The 19,659-nt window shown below is 32.3% G+C and carries 16 protein-coding genes and 1 tRNA gene; 9 read left to right on the top strand and 8 right to left on the bottom strand.

The features are described 5' to 3' along the window. The first annotated feature begins 42 nt into the window (after nucleotides 1-42). Nucleotides 43-2,199, top strand: a complete 2,157-nt coding sequence (locus G6042_RS07180) for a polyribonucleotide nucleotidyltransferase (RefSeq protein WP_169523624.1) — start codon at nucleotides 43-45, stop codon at nucleotides 2,197-2,199. Between the two features lie 62 nt (nucleotides 2,200-2,261). On the opposite strand, the gene G6042_RS07175 is transcribed toward G6042_RS07180, so the two are convergent. Then, nucleotides 2,262-3,335: a Fic family protein gene (locus G6042_RS07175; RefSeq protein WP_169523623.1), complete on the bottom strand. Its 1,074-nt coding sequence runs from the start codon at nucleotides 3,333-3,335 to the stop codon at nucleotides 2,262-2,264. Nucleotides 3,336-3,584: 249 nt separating this feature from the next. Next, entirely contained in the window at nucleotides 3,585-4,457 is an 873-nt protein-coding gene (locus G6042_RS07170; RefSeq protein ID WP_169523622.1) for a hypothetical protein, read from the bottom strand. Between the two features lie 44 nt (nucleotides 4,458-4,501). Here G6042_RS07170 and G6042_RS07165 point away from each other — a divergent pair, with 44 nt between their 5' ends. The 6 genes from G6042_RS07165 to rpe all read left to right on the top strand — a co-directional run bounded on the left by G6042_RS07165 (nucleotide 4,502) and on the right by rpe (nucleotide 11,779). Then, nucleotides 4,502-4,867 (top strand): TM2 domain-containing protein, encoded by a 366-nt coding sequence (locus G6042_RS07165; protein ID WP_169523621.1) that lies wholly within the window; start codon nucleotides 4,502-4,504, stop codon nucleotides 4,865-4,867. A 149-nt stretch (nucleotides 4,868-5,016) separates the two neighbouring features. Next, nucleotides 5,017-5,880 (top strand): sigma-70 family RNA polymerase sigma factor, encoded by an 864-nt coding sequence (locus G6042_RS07160; protein ID WP_007804760.1) that lies wholly within the window; start codon nucleotides 5,017-5,019, stop codon nucleotides 5,878-5,880. Nucleotides 5,881-6,090: 210 nt separating this feature from the next. Further along, nucleotides 6,091-8,922, top strand: a complete 2,832-nt coding sequence (locus G6042_RS07155) for a TonB-dependent receptor (protein ID WP_169523620.1) — start codon at nucleotides 6,091-6,093, stop codon at nucleotides 8,920-8,922. A 42-nt stretch (nucleotides 8,923-8,964) separates the two neighbouring features. Continuing rightward, nucleotides 8,965-9,912: a metallophosphoesterase gene (locus G6042_RS07150; protein WP_169523619.1), complete on the top strand. Its 948-nt coding sequence runs from the start codon at nucleotides 8,965-8,967 to the stop codon at nucleotides 9,910-9,912. Between the two features lie 6 nt (nucleotides 9,913-9,918). After that, entirely contained in the window at nucleotides 9,919-10,968 is a 1,050-nt protein-coding gene (locus tag G6042_RS07145; RefSeq protein ID WP_169523618.1) for a phytase, read from the top strand. Between the two features lie 151 nt (nucleotides 10,969-11,119). Beyond that, entirely contained in the window at nucleotides 11,120-11,779 is a 660-nt protein-coding gene (gene rpe, locus G6042_RS07140) for a ribulose-phosphate 3-epimerase (RefSeq protein ID WP_169523617.1), read from the top strand. Between the two features lie 46 nt (nucleotides 11,780-11,825). Here the strand turns inward: rpe and G6042_RS07135 are convergent, their stop codons facing one another. Next, nucleotides 11,826-12,245 (bottom strand): CBS domain-containing protein, encoded by a 420-nt coding sequence (locus G6042_RS07135; RefSeq protein ID WP_169523616.1) that lies wholly within the window; start codon nucleotides 12,243-12,245, stop codon nucleotides 11,826-11,828. 342 nt (nucleotides 12,246-12,587) lie between these two features. Here G6042_RS07135 and G6042_RS07130 point away from each other — a divergent pair, with 342 nt between their 5' ends. Together G6042_RS07130 and G6042_RS07125 are read left to right on the top strand one after the other, a co-directional pair. After that, complete coding sequence (locus G6042_RS07130; RefSeq protein ID WP_235933227.1) at nucleotides 12,588-13,223, top strand: LytR/AlgR family response regulator transcription factor; 636 nt, start codon at nucleotides 12,588-12,590, stop codon at nucleotides 13,221-13,223. A gap of 68 nt (nucleotides 13,224-13,291) precedes the next feature. After that, the gene (locus tag G6042_RS07125; protein ID WP_169523615.1) at nucleotides 13,292-14,488 is read left to right on the top strand and encodes a dioxygenase family protein; all 1,197 of its coding nucleotides are present in this window, start codon (nucleotides 13,292-13,294) and stop codon (nucleotides 14,486-14,488) included. A 2-nt stretch (nucleotides 14,489-14,490) separates the two neighbouring features. Here G6042_RS07125 and G6042_RS07120 read toward each other — a convergent pair whose 3' ends face one another. From G6042_RS07120 to ftsA, 5 genes are all read right to left on the bottom strand, one after another. Further along, entirely contained in the window at nucleotides 14,491-15,306 is an 816-nt protein-coding gene (locus G6042_RS07120) for a zinc-dependent peptidase (RefSeq protein ID WP_169523614.1), read from the bottom strand. 57 nt (nucleotides 15,307-15,363) lie between these two features. Continuing rightward, nucleotides 15,364-15,437, bottom strand: a tRNA-Arg gene (locus tag G6042_RS07115). 67 nt (nucleotides 15,438-15,504) lie between these two features. Then, entirely contained in the window at nucleotides 15,505-15,954 is a 450-nt protein-coding gene (locus G6042_RS07110; RefSeq protein WP_169523613.1) for a GatB/YqeY domain-containing protein, read from the bottom strand. 299 nt (nucleotides 15,955-16,253) lie between these two features. Further along, nucleotides 16,254-18,188 (bottom strand): cell division protein FtsZ, encoded by a 1,935-nt coding sequence (ftsZ, locus tag G6042_RS07105; protein ID WP_169523612.1) that lies wholly within the window; start codon nucleotides 18,186-18,188, stop codon nucleotides 16,254-16,256. Nucleotides 18,189-18,279: 91 nt separating this feature from the next. Further along, nucleotides 18,280-19,659 carry a cell division protein FtsA gene (ftsA, locus tag G6042_RS07100; RefSeq protein WP_169523611.1) on the bottom strand — a complete coding sequence of 460 codons (1,380 nt, stop codon included), beginning with the start codon at nucleotides 19,657-19,659 and terminating at the stop codon, nucleotides 18,280-18,282.

The raw sequence follows: 19,659 nt of genomic DNA, 5'->3' as shown, positions 1-19,659 counted from the left end.
CAACAACACAACTAACCTAATAGTTTAAACGAATTAATTTTTATGATTCCAAAAGTAACCCAAGAAACAATCGATTTAGGTGATGGAAGAAGCATCACAATCGAGACAGGTAAATTAGCAAAACAAGCCGATGGTTCTGTAGTAGTACGTTGTGGCGACACAATGTTATTAGCAACAGCAGTATCAGCAAGAACATCAAATCCTGGTGTTGATTTTTTACCTTTAACGGTAGATTACCGTGAAAAATTTGCAGCTGCAGGACGTTTTCCTGGAGGATTTTTCAAAAGAGAAGCGCGTCCAAGCGACAGCGAAGTACTAACTATGCGATTAGTTGACCGTGTTTTGCGTCCGCTTTTCCCAGATGATTACCATGCAGAAACGCAAGTGATGATTCAATTAATGTCTCATGACGAAAACGTTATGCCAGATGCATTAGCAGGTTTAGCAGCATCGGCAGCATTAGCTGTTTCAGACATTCCTTTTTACAATTTAATTTCAGAAGTTCGTGTTGCACGTATCGACGGAAAATTTGTAATCAATCCAAGCAGAACAGAGTTAGAACAATCTGACATCGACATGATGATTGGAGCTTCAATGGATTCTGTTGCAATGGTTGAAGGAGAAATGAAAGAAATCTCAGAAGCAGAAATGGTTGAAGCCATTAAATTTGCTCACGAAGCTATCAAAGTTCAAATCCAAGCGCAAGAAAGATTAAGAGCTGCGATTGGTTCGCCAGCTTACAGAGAATATGAAGGCGAAAAAGAAGACGAAGCTGTTTATGCAAAAGTAAAAGCAGCATCTTATGAAAAATATTATGCTATTGCACAAGAAGCTTCTGCGAAAAGCGAAAGAGGTGAAAAATTTGCAGCAGTAAAAGAAGAAGTAAAAACTTTATTTACTGAAGAAGAATATGCTGAAAACGCTGATTTAGCTGAATTAGTCGGTAAATACAACTACAAAACACAAAAAGAAGCCGTTAGAAACGTAATCCTTGAAAAAGGAATTCGCCTTGATGGTAGAAAAACTACCGAAATCAGACCAATTTGGTGTGAAACAGATTATTTACCAAGAGTTCACGGTTCATCATTATTTACTCGTGGAGAAACTCAAGCTTTGGCAACCGTAACTTTAGGAACAACTAGAGAAGCAAATCAAATTGACTCGCCTAGCGAACAAGGAGAAGAAAAATTCTACTTACATTATAATTTCCCACCATTTTCAACTGGTGAAGCAAAACCTTTAAGAGGAACTTCACGTAGAGAAGTTGGTCACGGAAACTTGGCACAACGCGCTTTGAAAAACATGATTCCTGCTGATTGTCCTTATACAATTCGTGTAGTTTCTGAAGTATTAGAATCGAATGGTTCATCTTCTATGGCAACGGTTTGCGCTGGAACAATGGCGTTGATGGATGCTGGAGTTCAAATGACAAAACCAGTTTCTGGAATTGCTATGGGATTAATTACTGATGGTCAAAAATTTGCAGTTCTATCCGATATTTTAGGAGATGAAGATCATTTAGGTGATATGGATTTCAAAGTAACTGGAACTGCTGATGGAATTACTGCTTGTCAAATGGACATCAAAATTGATGGTTTACGTTATGACATTATGGAACAAGCATTAGACCAAGCTCGTGATGGAAGAATGCACATTTTAGGAAAAATCACTGAAACCATTGCAACTCCAAGAGAAGAAGTTAAAGCTCACGCTCCAAAAATCATCATGAGAACAATTCCTGGTCAATATATTGGCGCGTTAATTGGTCCAGGTGGAAAAGTAATTCAAGAATTACAAAAAGCTACAGGAACAACAATTGTAATCAACGAAGTTGATGAGCAAGGTGTTGTTGAAATCCTTGGAACAAGTCCAGAAGGAATTGCAACTGTTTTAGCTAAAATTGATTCTATCATTTTCAAACCAGAAGTTGGCGAAGCTTATGAAGTAAAAGTAATTAAAATGCTTGATTTTGGTGCTGTTGTAGAATATACAAAAGCTCCAGGAAATGAAGTTTTATTACACGTTTCTGAACTAGCTTGGGAAAGAACTGAAAATGTGGCTGATGTTGTAAAAATGGGCGATGTGTTTATGGTAAAATATTTAGGTATTGATCCAAAAACCAGAAAAGAAAAAGTTTCTAAAAAAGCCCTTTTACCTCGTCCACCAAGAGAAGAGAAAAAAGAAGCTCCAAAAGGTTAATACTCAAAAATATTAATTCATAAAAAACCCCAACTTGAGAAATTAAGTTGGGGTTTTTGGTATTATCTATTTTTTAGTACTTGTAATAATTTTTCATTTATAAAATAATTACTTTTTCCTATTTTGACTTTGGTTAAAAATTTATTCTCATCATCAGCCAAAGCATTTAAATAAGCTCTTGCAGTATGACGATGAATTTTAAGTTCTCGTTCCAAAAATTCATATTTAGTATATGGATGTTTAAAAATTGTATTTATTAAGTCATGGCTATAAAATTTATGATTACTTCTAATTTTTATTTTATAATCATCCATTAAATTTTTAATGTTATTTACAACTACAATAGTATCCTTTGCTGTCAATTCAACTCCTTTCAACATCCATAAAATCCATTCTTCCCATTTGTTTTCAGTTCGAACTTCTTGTAATAATCTGTAGTAATCAGCTTTATTTTTGATAATATAACTACTCAAATAAAGAACAGGAATATCTAATAATTTTTGATGAACTAAAAACAACATATTTAATATTCTACCTGTTCTTCCATTTCCATCATAAAACGGATGAATGCTTTCAAACTGATAATGCACAATAGGCATTTTAATTAAACCATCTATTTCATGAAACTCATCGTTGTTAATGTAAATTTCCAAATTAGAAAGCAACTCAACAATCTCTCTATAATTTTGTGGTGGTGTAAAAACAACTTCTTGAGTTTTTGGGTTTTTCAAAACCGTACCTGGCACTTTTCTTACTGGATGATTAGGCGAAACAATTTCTTGTATTTTCTTGATGTCATTAATAGTCAAAACCCCTTTCTCTTTAACCATCGCGAATCCTAACTTTAATGCTTTTGCATAATTTTGAGCTTCTTTGGCTGCTTGTGAAACATTCTCATACTCTATTGAAGATTGATACAACTCATCATCTGTAGTCACAATGTTTTCAACTTCATTACTATCTTTTGCTTCTTGCAACGAAATTGTATCAATCAATATTTGTGAATTAGGTATTTTTTTTATTTCTCCTCTCAACTCACCCAAAGCTCTACTTGCAACATTTAATGCTTTTAAAATTTTTACATTTTCTACATCATAAATTGGCGGTAATGGAAATACAACAAAATCAGTATTCATATTTATTAACTTTAATCCGTGTATAAAAAAACTACCTTTCTTATACAGGTTACTATTTCATGTATAAAAATACGACTTATTTATACATGTTTTCTATTTCGAGTATAAAAAAACCAATTTATTATACACGTTATAGGTTTCAAATATAAAAAACACCACATTCGTATATGTATTTTCCTTTACGAGAATCGATATACTCATAATAATTTAAAAAAATAGCTTGAGAAATTAAGTTGGAGTTTTTAAGTTTCAATTCTTAACAATTGTTATTGATGCTTTCTCCCCTTTTTTCAAATTAGAAGTCAAATCAAAATTCCTATCACCATCAATTATCCTTATCATTGCAGTATTCAAAACTCTTTCACCTTCATTAATTGCCTCAATTCTAAATTGATTTTTATCTTCGACAAGCTTAACCTTTAATGTTTTTTTCTTGTTTACAACCACATAATTATCAAGTATTCTTCTACCATTATGAAATAAATCAATTCTATCTCCATCTTCAATTTTCGCATCCCAAACTTGAATTTCGATCTCGTCAGACTGAATAAATACATTCAAATTTTGATTTTTTGTCAAACTATTAACCTTTAAACTATCTAATAAAGCAACTGGATTTACTTTCTCCTTAATGTTTTTATCAATATTTTTAGATTTTTGAACTTTATTACTTAACTTAAAGAGCTTTTTTTCAATTTTAGCAACTCCAACTAAAACTAATGTACCATCAATGCAGTTAGTCTTATTTTTAAAAAAACCCTTAAAACTTCCTTCGATTTTATTATTACTATCTACCAACTTTACTTTTCCAGAAAAATTCACAAAACAAAAAACATTATCACTCAATGCTGACTTCGTATAAAGAATATCTTCTTCTTTGAATTTTATTTCTTTAGTCTTTTTATTATAACTTCCAGCAATTTTATTTTTCGTCTCATGATTTCCCCCTAAATCAGTAATAGAAAATCCATTTATATTACCATTAATTTCTGTAAAAACTATTCTATATGTTATTACCTCTTTTACATTTCCATTTAATTTTAAAGCACCGAAAAACTCATAATTTTGCTGAGAATTACAGATATTACTTATTATTAAAAATAAAAAAAATATTTTTTTCATAAATAAATTTATATATATTTGAGCAAATATAAAACATATAATTTATGAAATTAAAATTATTCTTATCGCTACTAACACTGTTTGTGTTATCTTTTTCTCCTGCTTATGCTTCTTTTCCTGTTGAAAAAACAGTTGTAATCAACAATTCTGTTTCAAAAGAAGTTAAACAAAAAGAAACCATGTCATCACCAGCAGCAGCTTCAGGTGGTAAAAGTCAACTTGCAGCTTTATTAATTTGCTTTTTTGTTGGAATTATTGGAATTCACAGATTTTACTTAGGTTATACGTGGCAAGGAATTGTTCAAATTTTAACATTAGGTGGTTTAGGAATTTGGACTTTAATTGATTTTATAAGAATTATAACTGGCGACCTAAAACCAAAAGATGGAGAATATGCGAAAACTCTCTAAGTAATCAAATCTCTTATCCATAAAAAACCCCAACTCAATTTCTTAAGTTGGGGTTTTGAGTTTTAAAAACTTTTTTTATTAAATTGTAACTTTTTTGAAACCTAACACGTATAACAACCTGAACACTTTAAGTAAAGGAGAAAATATACATGAGACAGCTTAAAATCACCAAGCAGGTTACCAATCGTGAAACCGCATCTTTAGATAAATACCTTCAAGAAATTGGAAAAGTTGACCTTATTACTGCCGATGAAGAAGTAGAATTGGCGCAACGAATCAAAGCTGGAGATCAACGCGCTTTGGAAAAATTAACAAAAGCTAATTTACGTTTCGTAGTTTCGGTAGCAAAACAATACCAAAATCAAGGTTTAACACTTCCCGATTTGATTAATGAAGGAAACTTAGGTTTGATTAAAGCAGCTCAACGTTTTGACGAAACTCGTGGTTTTAAATTTATTTCGTATGCTGTTTGGTGGATTCGTCAATCGATTTTGCAAGCTTTGGCAGAACAATCCCGTATCGTTCGTTTACCATTAAACAAAATTGGTTCTATTAATAAAATCAACAAGATGTACGCTTTATTAGAGCAATCTAACGAACGTCCACCAAGTGCTGAAGAAATTGCAAAAGAACTTGACATGACGGTTAATGACGTAAAAGAATCTATGAAAAATTCTGGTCGTCATTTATCAATGGATGCACCACTTGTTGAAGGAGAAGATTCTAACCTTTATGACGTTTTACGTTCTGGCGAATCGCCAAATCCTGACAGAGAATTGATTCACGAATCATTACGTACAGAAATTGAGCGTTCATTAGAAACTCTTACACCAAGAGAAGCTGACGTAGTTCGTTTGTACTTTGGTTTAGGTGATCAACATCCAATGACATTAGAAGAAATTGGAGAAACTTTTGACTTAACTCGCGAACGTGTTCGTCAAATTAAAGAAAAAGCAATCCGCAGATTAAAACATACTTCAAGAAGTAAAATCTTGAAAACTTATTTAGGCTAAGCCTATAAACGCAACAACAGTCTGATTAACTGTTCGTTTTTTGATTGATGATTGAAACTCCGGCTGATTACCGGAGTTTTTTTTTATTAACACATTATTAACACATACCAATATTCAATAACAAAAAAGTAAATCTATAGTAATTAAACGGTAACATATAAGAAGAAATTATCATATAGTATTGCGGTTTAAAATCTAAACCAAAAGAAAATGAAAAAATTTGTATTATTAATAATTCTTGTTTTTGCATCTAACCAGATTGCTAATGCACAAAAAACAGGAATTATATCAGGAAAAATTACTGAAGCTGAAACTAACTTTTCACTACCTGGAGCTACAATTAAATTAGAGGGCATAAATAAATACACATATTCAAATCAAAATGGTGAATTTGAATTTTTAAATATTCCTGAGGGTAACTACCAAGTTGAGATTACTTATATTGGTTATGAAAAACAAACCCAAGAAGTAAAAGTGGGAGCAGGCAAAAACACAAACATAAAATTTGTGTTAATTACGGCTTCAAATGAACTTGAAAATGTAGTTGTTATTGGAGACCGTATAAGAGGGCAAGCAAAAGCTTTAAATAAACAAAAAAGCAATCAAAATATTACAAATGTTATTTCATCTGACCAAACTGGTCGTTTCCCAGACGCAAATATTGGAGATGCACTTAAAAGAGTTCAAGGTATCACCATGCAGAATGATCAAGGTGAAGCTAGAAATATAATCATAAGAGGTTTAGCTCCTAACTTAAACTCTGTTACCTTGAATGGAGATAGAATTCCATCTGCTGAAGGAGACAATAGAAATGTTCAAATGGATTTAATTCCAGCAGATATGATTTCAACAATTGAAGTAAATAAAACTTTAACTTCAGATATGGATGCAGATGCAATTGGTGGATCTGTAAATTTAATAACAAGAGCAACTCCAAATGGCGAAAGAATTTCTGCTACACTTGCGGGTGGTTATGGACCAATTCGTGAAAAAGGAAATTATACTGCAGGTTTTGTATATGGAAATAGATATTTGGAAAACAAATTAGGAGTTGTATTTAGTGCTTCATACTTTAATAATATTTTCGGATCTGACAATGTAGAAGCTATTTGGGTTAAAGATGATTTTGATAACGTGTATATCGAAGAATATGATGTTAGAAAATATGATGTACAAAGAATTCGAAATTCATTTGCATTTGCAACAGATTACAAGTTTAACAATAACAATAGCATTTATTTTAATGCAATGTACAACATAAGAGATGACAGAGAAAATCGTTATCGCGCAAGATACAGAGGCATAGATCCAATTTATGATGTAAATGATAACATTATTGGGTTTGAGGGAGACGTAAGAAGACAAACAAAAGGAGGTATTGATAACAAAAAAAATAAAAACGCGCGTTTAGAAAGACAAAAAGTTCAAAATTATTCTATTGGAGGCGAACATTTATTAAGTCCTAAATTAGATATGGATTGGTCTGTAAACTATGCAGAAGCTAGTGAAGATAGACCAAATGAACGTTATATCGAGTTTCAAAATAGAGATCTTGATTTAGACATGAATTTAAATAACCCAAGATTTCCATTAATAACTGGAATAGGAGATAATTCAGCAGAAGACTTTGAATTTAGAACATTATCCGAAAACAATGATTATACTGAAGAAAGTGAATTTGGTGCGAAAATTAATTTTAGAGTTCCTTTTTCAATTATTGAAAATCAAAAAGGTAGAATTCGTTTTGGGGCAAGATTAAGAATAAAAGATAAATTTAGAAACAATAATTTTTTCGAATATGAGCCAATTGTAGATTTTGGAAATCTTAATACGTTACAAACTTCATTTTATAGTGGAGAAAATTGGCAAGCAGGTTCTCAATATGTACCGGGAACTTTCGCAAGTAATTCTTTTTTAGGTAACTTAGATCTTAATAACGCAGCACTTTTTAATAAAGAGGATATTCCATCTGAATATTTAGCATTAAATTACAAAGCAAAAGAAAATATATATGCTGGATATGTTAGATTTGATCAGGATTTTAATGATAAACTTTCTATGATTGCAGGTTTAAGATTAGAAAATACTTTTATTGATTACACAGCTAATTATATTGAAGATGAAGAAGACTTAGTAGGAGAAATAAATAACACGAACTCTTATACTAATGTTTTACCAAGTATTGCATTTAAATACAATAGTGAAAAAGATTGGGTTTATAGAGCTGCATTTACCACATCTATAGCAAGACCAAACTACTATGCCTTATCTCCATTCTTAAGTGTTATTCCTGATGATGATTCTGCAATTGAAGCTGGTAATCCAAACTTAAAAGCTACTTATGCATACAATTTTGATTTAATGCTAGAAAAATATTACAAATCAGTTGGCTTATTATCTGGTGGTGTGTTTTATAAAAAATTGAATGACTTCATTTACACTTACCGTGATAATCAATATACAAATGCAAAGTTTAGTCAAGATTTCCCTAACTTAGCGAATCCAATACCTGCAGTGAATCCAGGTAACTGGTCTTTAACACAAGAACGAAATGGAGAAAATGTTAGTGTATATGGATTTGAAGTTGCGGTGCAAAGACAACTAGATTTTATACCTGGAAAATTCTTTAAAGGATTAGGTGTATACTTAAATTATACTTTTACAGATTCTGAAGCAAAAGGAATTACAAATGCAGATGGAGAAGAAAGAAAGGATGTAACTTTACCAGGAACAGCTCCTCACATGTTTAACAGTTCGCTTTCGTGGGAAAATAAAAAATTCTCTGCTCGTATTTCATTAAATTATGCTGCAGACTATTTAGATGAACTTGGTGGTGATTCTTTTGATGATAGATTTTATGACAAACAAACTTTTATAGACGCAAATGCATCCTATAAATTCACGTCTAAATTAAGAGTGTTTGCCGAAGCAAATAATTTAACAAACCAACCTTTACGCTATTATCAAGGGGTTGCGGCAAGAACAATGCAAATGGAGTATTATCAAGCTCGCTTTAATCTTGGATTAAAATTTGATTTTTAATTTATAACTAATTTATACCTATATAAAAAATAATTTTCAATCATGAAACATTTCATATACCTATTTGTACTATTACTAAACATACAAATTACAAATGCACAAAAAAACTCTCAAAAAACACTAAAGGACAGTGAAAACTTTATTGTCTTAGGAGATTTTGGAAGGTTTGGAGAATACAACCAAAAAGAAGTTGCAAACCAAATGGCTAAAACCGCTATTGAAATAGATTTAGATTTTGTAATTTCAGTTGGAGATAATTTCTATCCATACGGAGTCCAAAGCACTCAAGATCCGCATTTTGAAAAATCATTTGAGAATGTATATCATCATTTTGATTTGCAATGTGATTGGTATTTAGGACTAGGAAATCATGATTATTCAGGAAATATACAAGCGCAAATTGACTATTCTAATGTTAGTAGAAGATGGCACATGCCGAGTCAATATTTTGAACAAATAATTGAATTAAAAGGAGGTAAAAAACTACAGTTAATTTTTATTGATACAAATCCTTTTATAAAGAGTTATTATGAAAATAATGACGAAAAAGGACAAAACGTAAAAAAACAAGACACTATAGCCCAAAAGAAATGGCTTATAGAAACTTTAAGTAAAAAAGACGAAGCTATAACATGGAAGATAGTTGTAGGACATCATCCTATGTATTCAGGCGGAAAAAGACTTAAAAGTCAAGATACTAAAGACATAGAAAACTTGTTAACACCTATATTTAATGAATATAAAGTAGATGCCTATTTGTGTGGACACGAACACGATTTACAAATCATAAAATCGAAAAATTGTTACACTACTCAATTTCTATCAGGAGCTGGAAGTGAAGTTAGACCAACAGGGAACAGAGAAGGTACAATTTATGCCATTTCAATTCCAGGATTTATGACTTTTTCTGTAAACACAGAAAAAATGTTAGTTCATCTGATTAATGAATCAGGAACTGTTTTATACGCACATGAAATTAATAAAAAATAATGAATAATGAATAAATTAAAAGTAGTTCTGTTTTCAATAGTTATTTTAGTTAGCTGTAAAGATAAATTAGCACCAATAGCTAAAAATGCCATACAACCAAAAATAATTACTGAAAAAACACCGCACGATACTGATGATCCCGCTATTTGGATTCATCCAACTAATGCTTCAAATAGTTTAATTATTGGAACTGACAAAGATTCTAACGGTGGTCTTTATTTGTATGATTTAAACGGTAAAATCATAAAGAAATCGATTCCATTAAAAAGACCAAACAATGTAGATGTCGCTTATAAATTAAAAGTAGGTAACACAACTCTTGATATTGCTGTAACTACGGAAAGAGAAACAAATAAAATCAGGATATTTTCTTTACCAAACTTAGAACCAATTGACAATGGTGGAATTGAAGTATTTGTTGGAGAAACAGAAAGAAACCCTATGGGAATTGCCCTTTATACTAGACCTTCTGATGGCGAAATATTTGCAATAGTAGGAAGAAAAAATGGCCCATCTGGAAGTTATTTATGGCAATACCAATTGGAATCTAAAAACGGAGTGATACAAGCAAAAATCATTAGGAAATTTGGAAATTACAGTGGTAAAAAAGAAATAGAAGCAATAGCTGTTGATAATGAATTAGGATTCGTTTATTATTCAGACGAACAAACAGGAATTCGTAAGTATTTTGCTGACCCTTCAAAGAATGACAATAATGAAATAGCAATTTTTGGACAAAATGATTTCAAATCCGACAACGAGGGAATAGCTATTTATAAAAAAACTGAATCTACTGGATATATTTTAGTTTCCAACCAACAAGCCAATACGTTTGTTGTATATACTAGAGAAGAAAATTCAAACCAAAAAAACAAACATATAAAAATTGCAGAAATACCAGTATCTACAATTGAATGCGATGGAGCTGATGCCACATCAATCAACCTTAATAAAGACTTTTCAAAGGGTATGTTAGTTGCCATGAGTAACGGTATGACCTTTCATTATTATGATTGGAACTTAATCCAAAAAGAAATAGACAAGCAGAAAGACTAATTTAGATGAATATTTAGAATAAAACCTCCAATAATATTGGAGGTTTTGCTTTTTACACTAGCAGCCCAACTTTTATCCCGAAGTTTCGAGACTTAAATTTTTAAACTTTTAAACTAAAAACTATCTTTGTGCCAACAACACACTTAACACAATGAAAAATATTTTAATTGCTCCTTCGGTACTTGCTGCTGATTTTGCTAACTTACAACGCGACATCGAAATGATTAATGCTAGTGAAGCTGATTGGTTTCACATTGATATTATGGATGGTGTTTTTGTTCCAAACATCTCTTTTGGAATGCCTGTTTTAGACGCTATCAACAAACACGCAAAAAAAACAATTGATGTACATTTGATGATTGTTGATCCAGACCGATATATTTCAACTTTCAAAAAATTAGGTGCTGATGTATTGACCGTTCACTATGAAGCTTGCACACATCTTCATAGAACATTGCAAGCCATCAAAGCCGAAGGAATGAAAGCAGGTGTTGCACTAAATCCACACACAAACATCGATTTACTTGAAGATGTAATTCAAGATATTGATTTGGTTTGTATCATGAGTGTAAATCCCGGTTTTGGAGGACAATCGTTTATAGAAAATACATATGCTAAAGTTGAAAAACTAAAAGCATTAATCAATAGAAAAAATGCCTCTACACTAATCGAAATTGATGGTGGCGTTACTAATAAAAATGCAAAACAATTAGTTGATGCTGGCGCAGATGTTTTAGTTGCTGGAAGTTTTGTTTTTGGTGCAAATAACCCAATTGCTACCATTGCTAATTTGAAAGAAATTACGAAATAAAACAAATATAAGCCTGACAAGTTTTGAAACCTGTCAGGTTTTTTTATTAATACTGCTCAATCAGATATTTTATCAAATCGGTTGTGGTTACAATTCCAACCAAAAGTTCGCCTTCACAAACAGGAAGTGCATGAAATTCTTTGGAAGCTAATATTTCGGCTACTTCTTTGATGGCCGTTTCAGGAGAAACCGTTACTAAATTTCTTGCCATCACTTGTTCTACCGAAAACATATTGTAAACCGTTACATCAACACTTGTTTCTTCTTCGTCAACAGCATCAGCAAACGAAATTCGAAGTAAATCGGTGTAACTTAACATCCCAATTATTTTATTTCCGCTAACTACAGGAATATGTCGGATGTGGTGTTTTTTAAACAAACCTTCTGCCTTAGTTAAATCATCAGTAACATTAAGTTTAACTACATTTTTGGTCATTATAGTTGCGACCGGAACACGTTGTTTCATGATTAAAAGTATTTGAATTATACTTTAAATTTACCGCTATTAATCAAGAAAAAATATGATAAAAATCAGGCTACTCTTTTTATAAAAATGCATTACATTCTTCTTTTTTGTAAATTAGCTTAATCTCTTTAGAACAAAAAAATGGCAATACAACAGAAATACAATACTATCCAAAACAAACAATATCAGAATACTATAATGGTCAGCTGTTTATTCTTTTTAATAGTTGCGACTATTATTTTGGATTTTATTTACTCGCTGTTTCAAAATTCATCCTTCTTTATATCAGAATCATTACTTTTTAGTTCGTTCTGGCTGTTATTTTTTCCTCTGACAAAACTGTTGCTAAAACTAATCCAGCCAAATAAGCTATGGCAAAATATTTGTTTTACAGCCATAATTACTTGTTTCCATTTATCTATTTATCCAGCTCTAATTTGGTTTTTATCAAAAACATTTTACTATCATACTTTCCCATATTGGCAAACCTTTAATTTTGGAATAACAGAATATGCAGTTAAATCCATTCTTATTTATGGTTTCGTAGTCACATTTTTTGTTTACATAAACAAGTCGCAAAGAAGAACAATACTTCCTCAAGAAAAACAGACTTTGAAACAAAGCTTCATTTCATCCATTATTACTTCTGACAGAAACAAAAAAAAAATAATCATAGACGTAAACGAGATATTATATTTTTCGGCTAATTCACCATACGTAAACATTTTTCATCTTTCCAAAAAATATTTACACACAGAAACCCTAAAATCTTTAGAAACCCAATTAGATGACAAGCAATTTATCCGTATTCACAAATCACACATTGTAAATAGCGATAAAATCATTTCTATTCAGTCACGAAAAAATGGAGATTACGATGTTACGCTGATAGACAATACTAATTTAAGAATGAGCCGAAATTATGTTGCCAAATTCAAATCTAATTTTGGAAAGCAACATCATCTTGCCATAAAATAAACTCGCCTTACCTTATTTTATTTGACAATCAGCTATTTCTAAAACATATTTACAGAAAAATCTAGAATATGAAAAAACTAATTCTCTGTAAAACAATTTTATACCTGTTATTAATAAGCTGTAACGAACAAACGAACCACAAACCAAAAAATGAAAGTAACAAAATTGTGTGTAACGGTTGCGACGGATGTGAACTAATGTACATTGGAATGCCAAAAAATATTTCCTCTATTGACACAAGTTCTGGCTGGAAGGAAAAAGGGCAAAAACTAATTATTACAGGAACGACTTTTCAGTTGGACGGAAAAACACCAGCTCCGAATGTCGTTATTTATTACTGGCAAACCGACAATAATGGCTATTATTCGCCCAAAGCAGAAATGGACGAAAAAGCTAAAAAACACGGACATATTCGCGGTTGGGTAAAAACGGATGCAAATGGAAAATACACTATTAAAACCATTCGTCCTGCACCTTATCCTAATGATATTTTACCTGCACATATTCATTTATCTATTAAAGAACCTGATATTGAAAACGAATACCATACAGATGAAATTAACTTTGATGATGATAAATTACTTATTCCACATCTAAAAAAATACCGCCAAGAAAATCGAGGTGGAAGCGGAATTACAAGAATCTTACTCAAAGATAGCTTACAAATTGCCGAACACGATATTATTCTCGGGTTAAATATTCCAAATTATCCAAAGAAAAGAACTTTAGGAAAGCAATCAGGATTGAATATAGGCGAAGATCAACCATCGTTTCTACCATTTCACGCTTTTGGACCAGATAAAGCAACACAAGTTTGTCCTGTGTGTAAATATGGTCGCTATCATGGTATAATTTATTATGTTGGAAACAATCCTAATTGGAAAGAAATAAAACTTTGGCTTACTTTTCTAGAAACAGAAACCGTAAAAAGAAAAAATCATTTGAAAGTTTACTTTGTATATGGAAATGAAAACTCTTATGACAAACAAAAAAGACAGAAACAATTGGAAAAATTAGGAATAGAACTCAATATTAAAAATACAGCTTTAACATTTGTTCCATCATTTTCTGATCAAAAAACCGAAGCCAATTTAAATAAAATCAATCCAAGTGCAGAAAACACATTTATTATATATAAACACAGAAGCATTGTAGGCAAATACGTTGATATAAAACCAACTACCCAAAATTTTAATTCCTTATCAAAAACATTAGACAGAACTAAAGGAGATTATTTTGATTTACCAGAACCAAAACACGAATAAAATCAATGTCTATGATTTAACATTCTACTAACGTGTTTAAATAATACTGGAAACTCCTGCTTGAATTGGTTAGGCGTTTCAAAATAATGCTCAATTGCTACCGAAACAAACTCAAACGAATTGGTAAAAGCGTAAACTCTAAAATACTCAGATTCGATTAATTTTTGTCTGGCTTGAGGATTTTCGATTATCATTAAAACTCGTTGAAAATGTTTTTTGAATGTAAGTGAACTGGCATCTTGACTATACAAACTGTGATGATGAACTACGTGAGTAAACTCATGAATACCTAAATTCAAATTGTCATTACTAGTTTCAAATCCTTCGTAGAAATGTTTCCAAGAAAAGACAACGGCTTTCATTCTTGGATTGTATTCGCCTTTGTGATATTGTTCGCTAAAAGTTGAATAATATTCTTCAGGGTAAATAATGATTTTATCAAAAGCAGTCAATAAAAAATGTCGCATACCAAAAGTGAGCATTACATAAGTTGCTGCAATTATCGTTTGAACTTCTTCGTTTATTACAATATTATCTCGAGGAATGAATTCATATTTTTCTAAAAAAAGCGTTACACGATGGTTGAAATACTTTTTTCGTTTAGTGGATAACTTGTTGTAAAACTCAAATTTTTCGGTTAGTAACTTTTCTTGCTCTGCAGAAATTTCTAGGAAATTGGTATATAAATGAATGTAAATTGGACGGTGAAATGCTGCAATGTGCAATTCATCAACAAGTGCGAACAAAAAATTAAACACTAAACCAATTGTTATTGCTAAAGGAATTCCGATGATAAAAAAGAGTGGCCAATTTTCCATTGCCTAAAAATAAAAAATTCCCAAAACATTAAACTATGCTTTGGGAATTTATTTTTGTGACCTCGGCAGGGTTCGAACCTGCAACCTTCGGAGCCGAAATCCGAAATTCTATCCAGTTGAACTACGAAGCCATTTTTATTAGTGAATAGTGAAAAGTAAAGAGTAATTAGCTATTTACTAGTCACTGTTCACTTTTCACTAAACCAACAACTTTTTTACGATAGCCGAAATGGTTTTTCCTTCTGCTTGTCCGCCGATTTGTGCTGTTGCTAATCCCATAACTTTTCCCATTGATGCTATTCCTGATGCGCCAGTTTCTGCAATGATTTTTGATACGATTGCTTCTACTTCTGTTTCTGAAAGTTGTGCTGGAAGGAATTGCTCGATTACAGCGATTTGTGCCAATTCTGGTTCGGCTAAATCGGGACGGTTTTGTGTTGTAAAAATTTCGGCGCTGTCTTTACGCATTTTTACTAATCGTTGTAGAATTTTTATTTCGTCAACTTCTGAGATTTCTTCTTTTGAACCTGTTGCGGTTTGTGCTAACAATAGTTCTGATTTAATTGCTCGTAGTGCTTCAAGTGCTACAGTATCTTTTGAACGCATGGCTTCTTTCATTACGTCCATTATTTTTGTTTGTAAGCTCATTTTTTTAGATTTTAAATATTAAATATTTGATATTAAATATCTTTTTTATGGTTTGCTTTTTAGCCCCGATTGAAGCAAGTATCCTTTTTTATTTGAAAAAAACGCACCTCGACTGCGCTCGGTGTGACAAAAAAGATACTGCGAATAGCGGGAATATGGTTTATTAAAATGCCCGAACGATTCGCTCCTAACTATTTTATTGAGATTGCTTCGTTCCTCGCAATGACGTTGCGAAGTTAAAAAAATAAACCCGAAAATCTCTATGAAATTTTCGGGTTATTATTATTGTTTTTTCTTGGTTAATCTACGTTGTCGTGCAAGAACGAGTTGTTTGAACGCAATTGTGCGTCGTCATTGCTATCGGTTCCGAGCGACATTCTAGAATTGTTGTTTTGAGTTTGTGTATTCAAATCAACTCCAAGTCTTTTGTAGGCTGGTTCTTTTTCCATTTCGTCTATTCTTGACGGATTGTTATGGAATTTGTAATTGAACTCTTTTAATTTTCTTCTTCTTTCGTCGGCTCTGTGTTTTAGAGTTTCTTCGATGGTCATTTCCATTGGTGAAACGTCTTCAAATGTTGGAGCAAATGTTGCAGCTGGTTTTTCAACTTCTGGCTGTTTCATAACGATGTTTAGTTCTTCGGCTACTGGTTCTTCTACGATTTTTGCGGCTGGTTTTGAGCCTAATAAATCGTTTTCTAGTTCCATGTATTCTTCTAATGAGTATTTGATTACACCTTGTTCGTTTAGTTCGGTCATTGGAACTACTTGGACTGGTTCTTTTACGATGATGTTTTTTGTTTCGTCGTTTAGTTCAAATACTAATTTGTTTTCTTCTTTTGTTTCGGTTGAAGCTACTGGCATATCGAATGAAAAGGTAATTTGCTCTTCTTCGGTTATGTTTTTTGCTTCTACTACGTTAATCTCTTTAACCTCAGGAGTTGTTACTTTGAAGTCGATATCTTTTATTGGCGAAACGATTTCGAAGGTTACGTCTAGGTTTTTTATGAATTGATTCATAGCAATCAATTCGTTTTCGTCGATAGCTGAAACTGCTTTTGGAGTTTCTACTACTGTTTCTTCTTCGATTAGTTCAAAAACGATTTTTTCTTCTTTAACTTCTGTTGGCGTTTCGGTTATTGATTGAAATACTTCAACTGGTTTTTGAGTTAAATCACGCACTACTTTTTGTTCGTCTTCAAGTGTGTGGATTATTTTTGTTGATTCAGTATTTACAATTCCGTTTTGTTGTTCTACGTTAAATCCTGTTGCAATAATAGTAACTGCAACTGCATCGCCAAGTGTTTCGTCTTCACCAACTCCCATAATGATGTTGGCATTGAAACCAGCTTCGGTTTGGATATGATCGTTGATTTCTCCGATTTCATCAATAGTAATTTCATTGGTTCCAGAAACGATAAGCAACAATACGTTTTTGGCACCTGTAATTTTATTGTCGTTTAATAATGGCGAGTCTAATGCTGAAATGATAGCATCTTTTGCACGATTATCACCATTGGCAATAGCTGAACCCATAATGGCAGTTCCGCTATTTGCTAAAACGGTTTTTGCATCTTTTAAATCGATATTTTGCGTGTAATGGTGTGTAATTACTTCCGCAATTCCGCGTGATGCTGTAGCTAAAACTTCATCAGCTTTAGAGAAACCTGCTTTGAAACCAAGGTTTCCATAAACTTCTCTAAGTTTGTTATTATTGATGACGATAAGCGAATCGACTTGTTTTCTTAAACGTTCAACTCCTTGTAATGCTTGTTCTTGGCGAACTTTACCTTCGAATTGAAATGGAATTGTAACGATTCCAACGGTTAAAATATCTCTTTCTTTTGCTAATTGAGCGATTACTGGCGCAGCACCTGTTCCAGTTCCGCCGCCCATTCCAGCCGTAATGAAAACCATTTTGGTATTGGTATCCAACATTTTTTCTATATCGGCAATACTTTCAATTGCTGATTGTTGACCAACATCTGGATTTGCTCCGGCGCCAAGTCCTTCGGTTAAGTTTACACCTAACTGAATTTTATTTGGCACTGGACTGTTTTGCAATGCTTGAGAATCAGTATTACAAACAATGAAATCTACACCTTTGATTCCTTGTTTAAACATGTGGTTGATTGCGTTGCTTCCGCCACCACCAACGCCTATTACTTTTATCACATTTGATTGATTTTTTGGTAAATCAAATGAGATGTTTCCAAATTCTGAGTTGCTTATCATACTATTTTGGTTTTGCTTGATTTTATTCTGTATTCTTTCTGTTTTTTTGTTTCTTCTTTACTGTAAACTCAGTATTGAAAGCTACTAAATTTTACTCGGCGTTGTCTAAGAAATCTTTGATTTTATCAACATATTTATCAAAAAACGAACGCTTAATTTTTTCACCCGTTGTTTCAGGTTGTTCTACCGCTTTTGGCTGTTCAACTTGCTCTTCTACAACTTCTTCTTTTACTTCAACTACTTGTTGAATAGTTTCTTTTGGTGCTACTTGTTGTACTTCTTTCAGTTCAATTTTATATGCACTGTTAGAATTATTAGCTATGCTATTCATCAATAATCCAACTGCTGTTGCATATAACGGATTAGAAATTTCTTCGCTAGAATTACCTGCCAAATGCTCGTTTGGGTAACCAATTCTTGTGTCCATTCCTGTGATGTATTCCACAATTTGTTTGATGTGATTTAATTGAGAACCACCGCCAGTTAATACAATTCCAGCTATTAATTTTTTTCTTGGATCTTCGTGTCCGTAAGCTTTTATTTCGTTGAAAACTTGCTCAATAATTTCAACTACTCGCGCATGGATAATTTTTGACAAATTTTTCAAAGAAATTTCTTTTGGATCTCTTCCTCGTAATCCAGGAATTGACACAATTTCGTTGTCTTTATTTTCTCCTGGCCAAGCCGAACCAAATTTTGTTTTTAATAATTCTGCTTGTTTTTCTATAATCGAACAACCTTCTTTGATATCATCTGTAATTACGTTTCCACCAAATGGCACAACGGCTGTATGACGAATAATTCCATCTTTAAAAATAGCCAAATCGGTTGTTCCACCACCAATATCGATTAGTGCAACACCAGCTTCTTTTTCTTCTTGACTTAAAACTGCATCTGCCGAAGCTAATGGTTCCAAGGTTAATCCTGAAAGCTCAATTCCTGAACTTTGAATACACCTTCCAACGTTTCTGATTGATGAAGCTTGACCAACAACTACGTGAAAACTGGCTTCTAATCTTCCGCCGTACATTCCGATTGGTTCTTTGATTTCTGCTTGTCCATCGATTTTAAATTCTTGTGGCAAAACATGGATAATTTCTTCTCCAGGTAACATTGCCAATTTATTTACTTGATCGATTAAAAGTTGAATATCTTTTCCACTAATCACTTCGTCTGGATTGGTTCTAATCACATAATCAGTATGTTGAATACTACGAATGTGTTGACCTGCAATTCCAACCACAACATCGTTGATTTTATATCCTGAATTGGCTTCCGCTTCGATTACAGCTTGCTGAATAGATTGTATCGTTTGAGTAATGTTATTTACAACACCACGAGCAACACCAAGACTTTTGGATTTTCCAACTCCAAGAATTTCAAGTTTTCCATACTCGTTTTTCTTACCAATCATGGCAACGATTTTGGTTGTTCCAATGTCTAATCCAACGGCAATATTCTCTTTTTCCAT

Source organism: Flavobacterium solisilvae (assembly GCF_012911605.1).
Classification (GTDB): Bacteria; Bacteroidota; Bacteroidia; order Flavobacteriales; family Flavobacteriaceae; genus Flavobacterium; species Flavobacterium solisilvae.
This window is presented reverse-complemented; position numbering and strand designations above follow the sequence as displayed.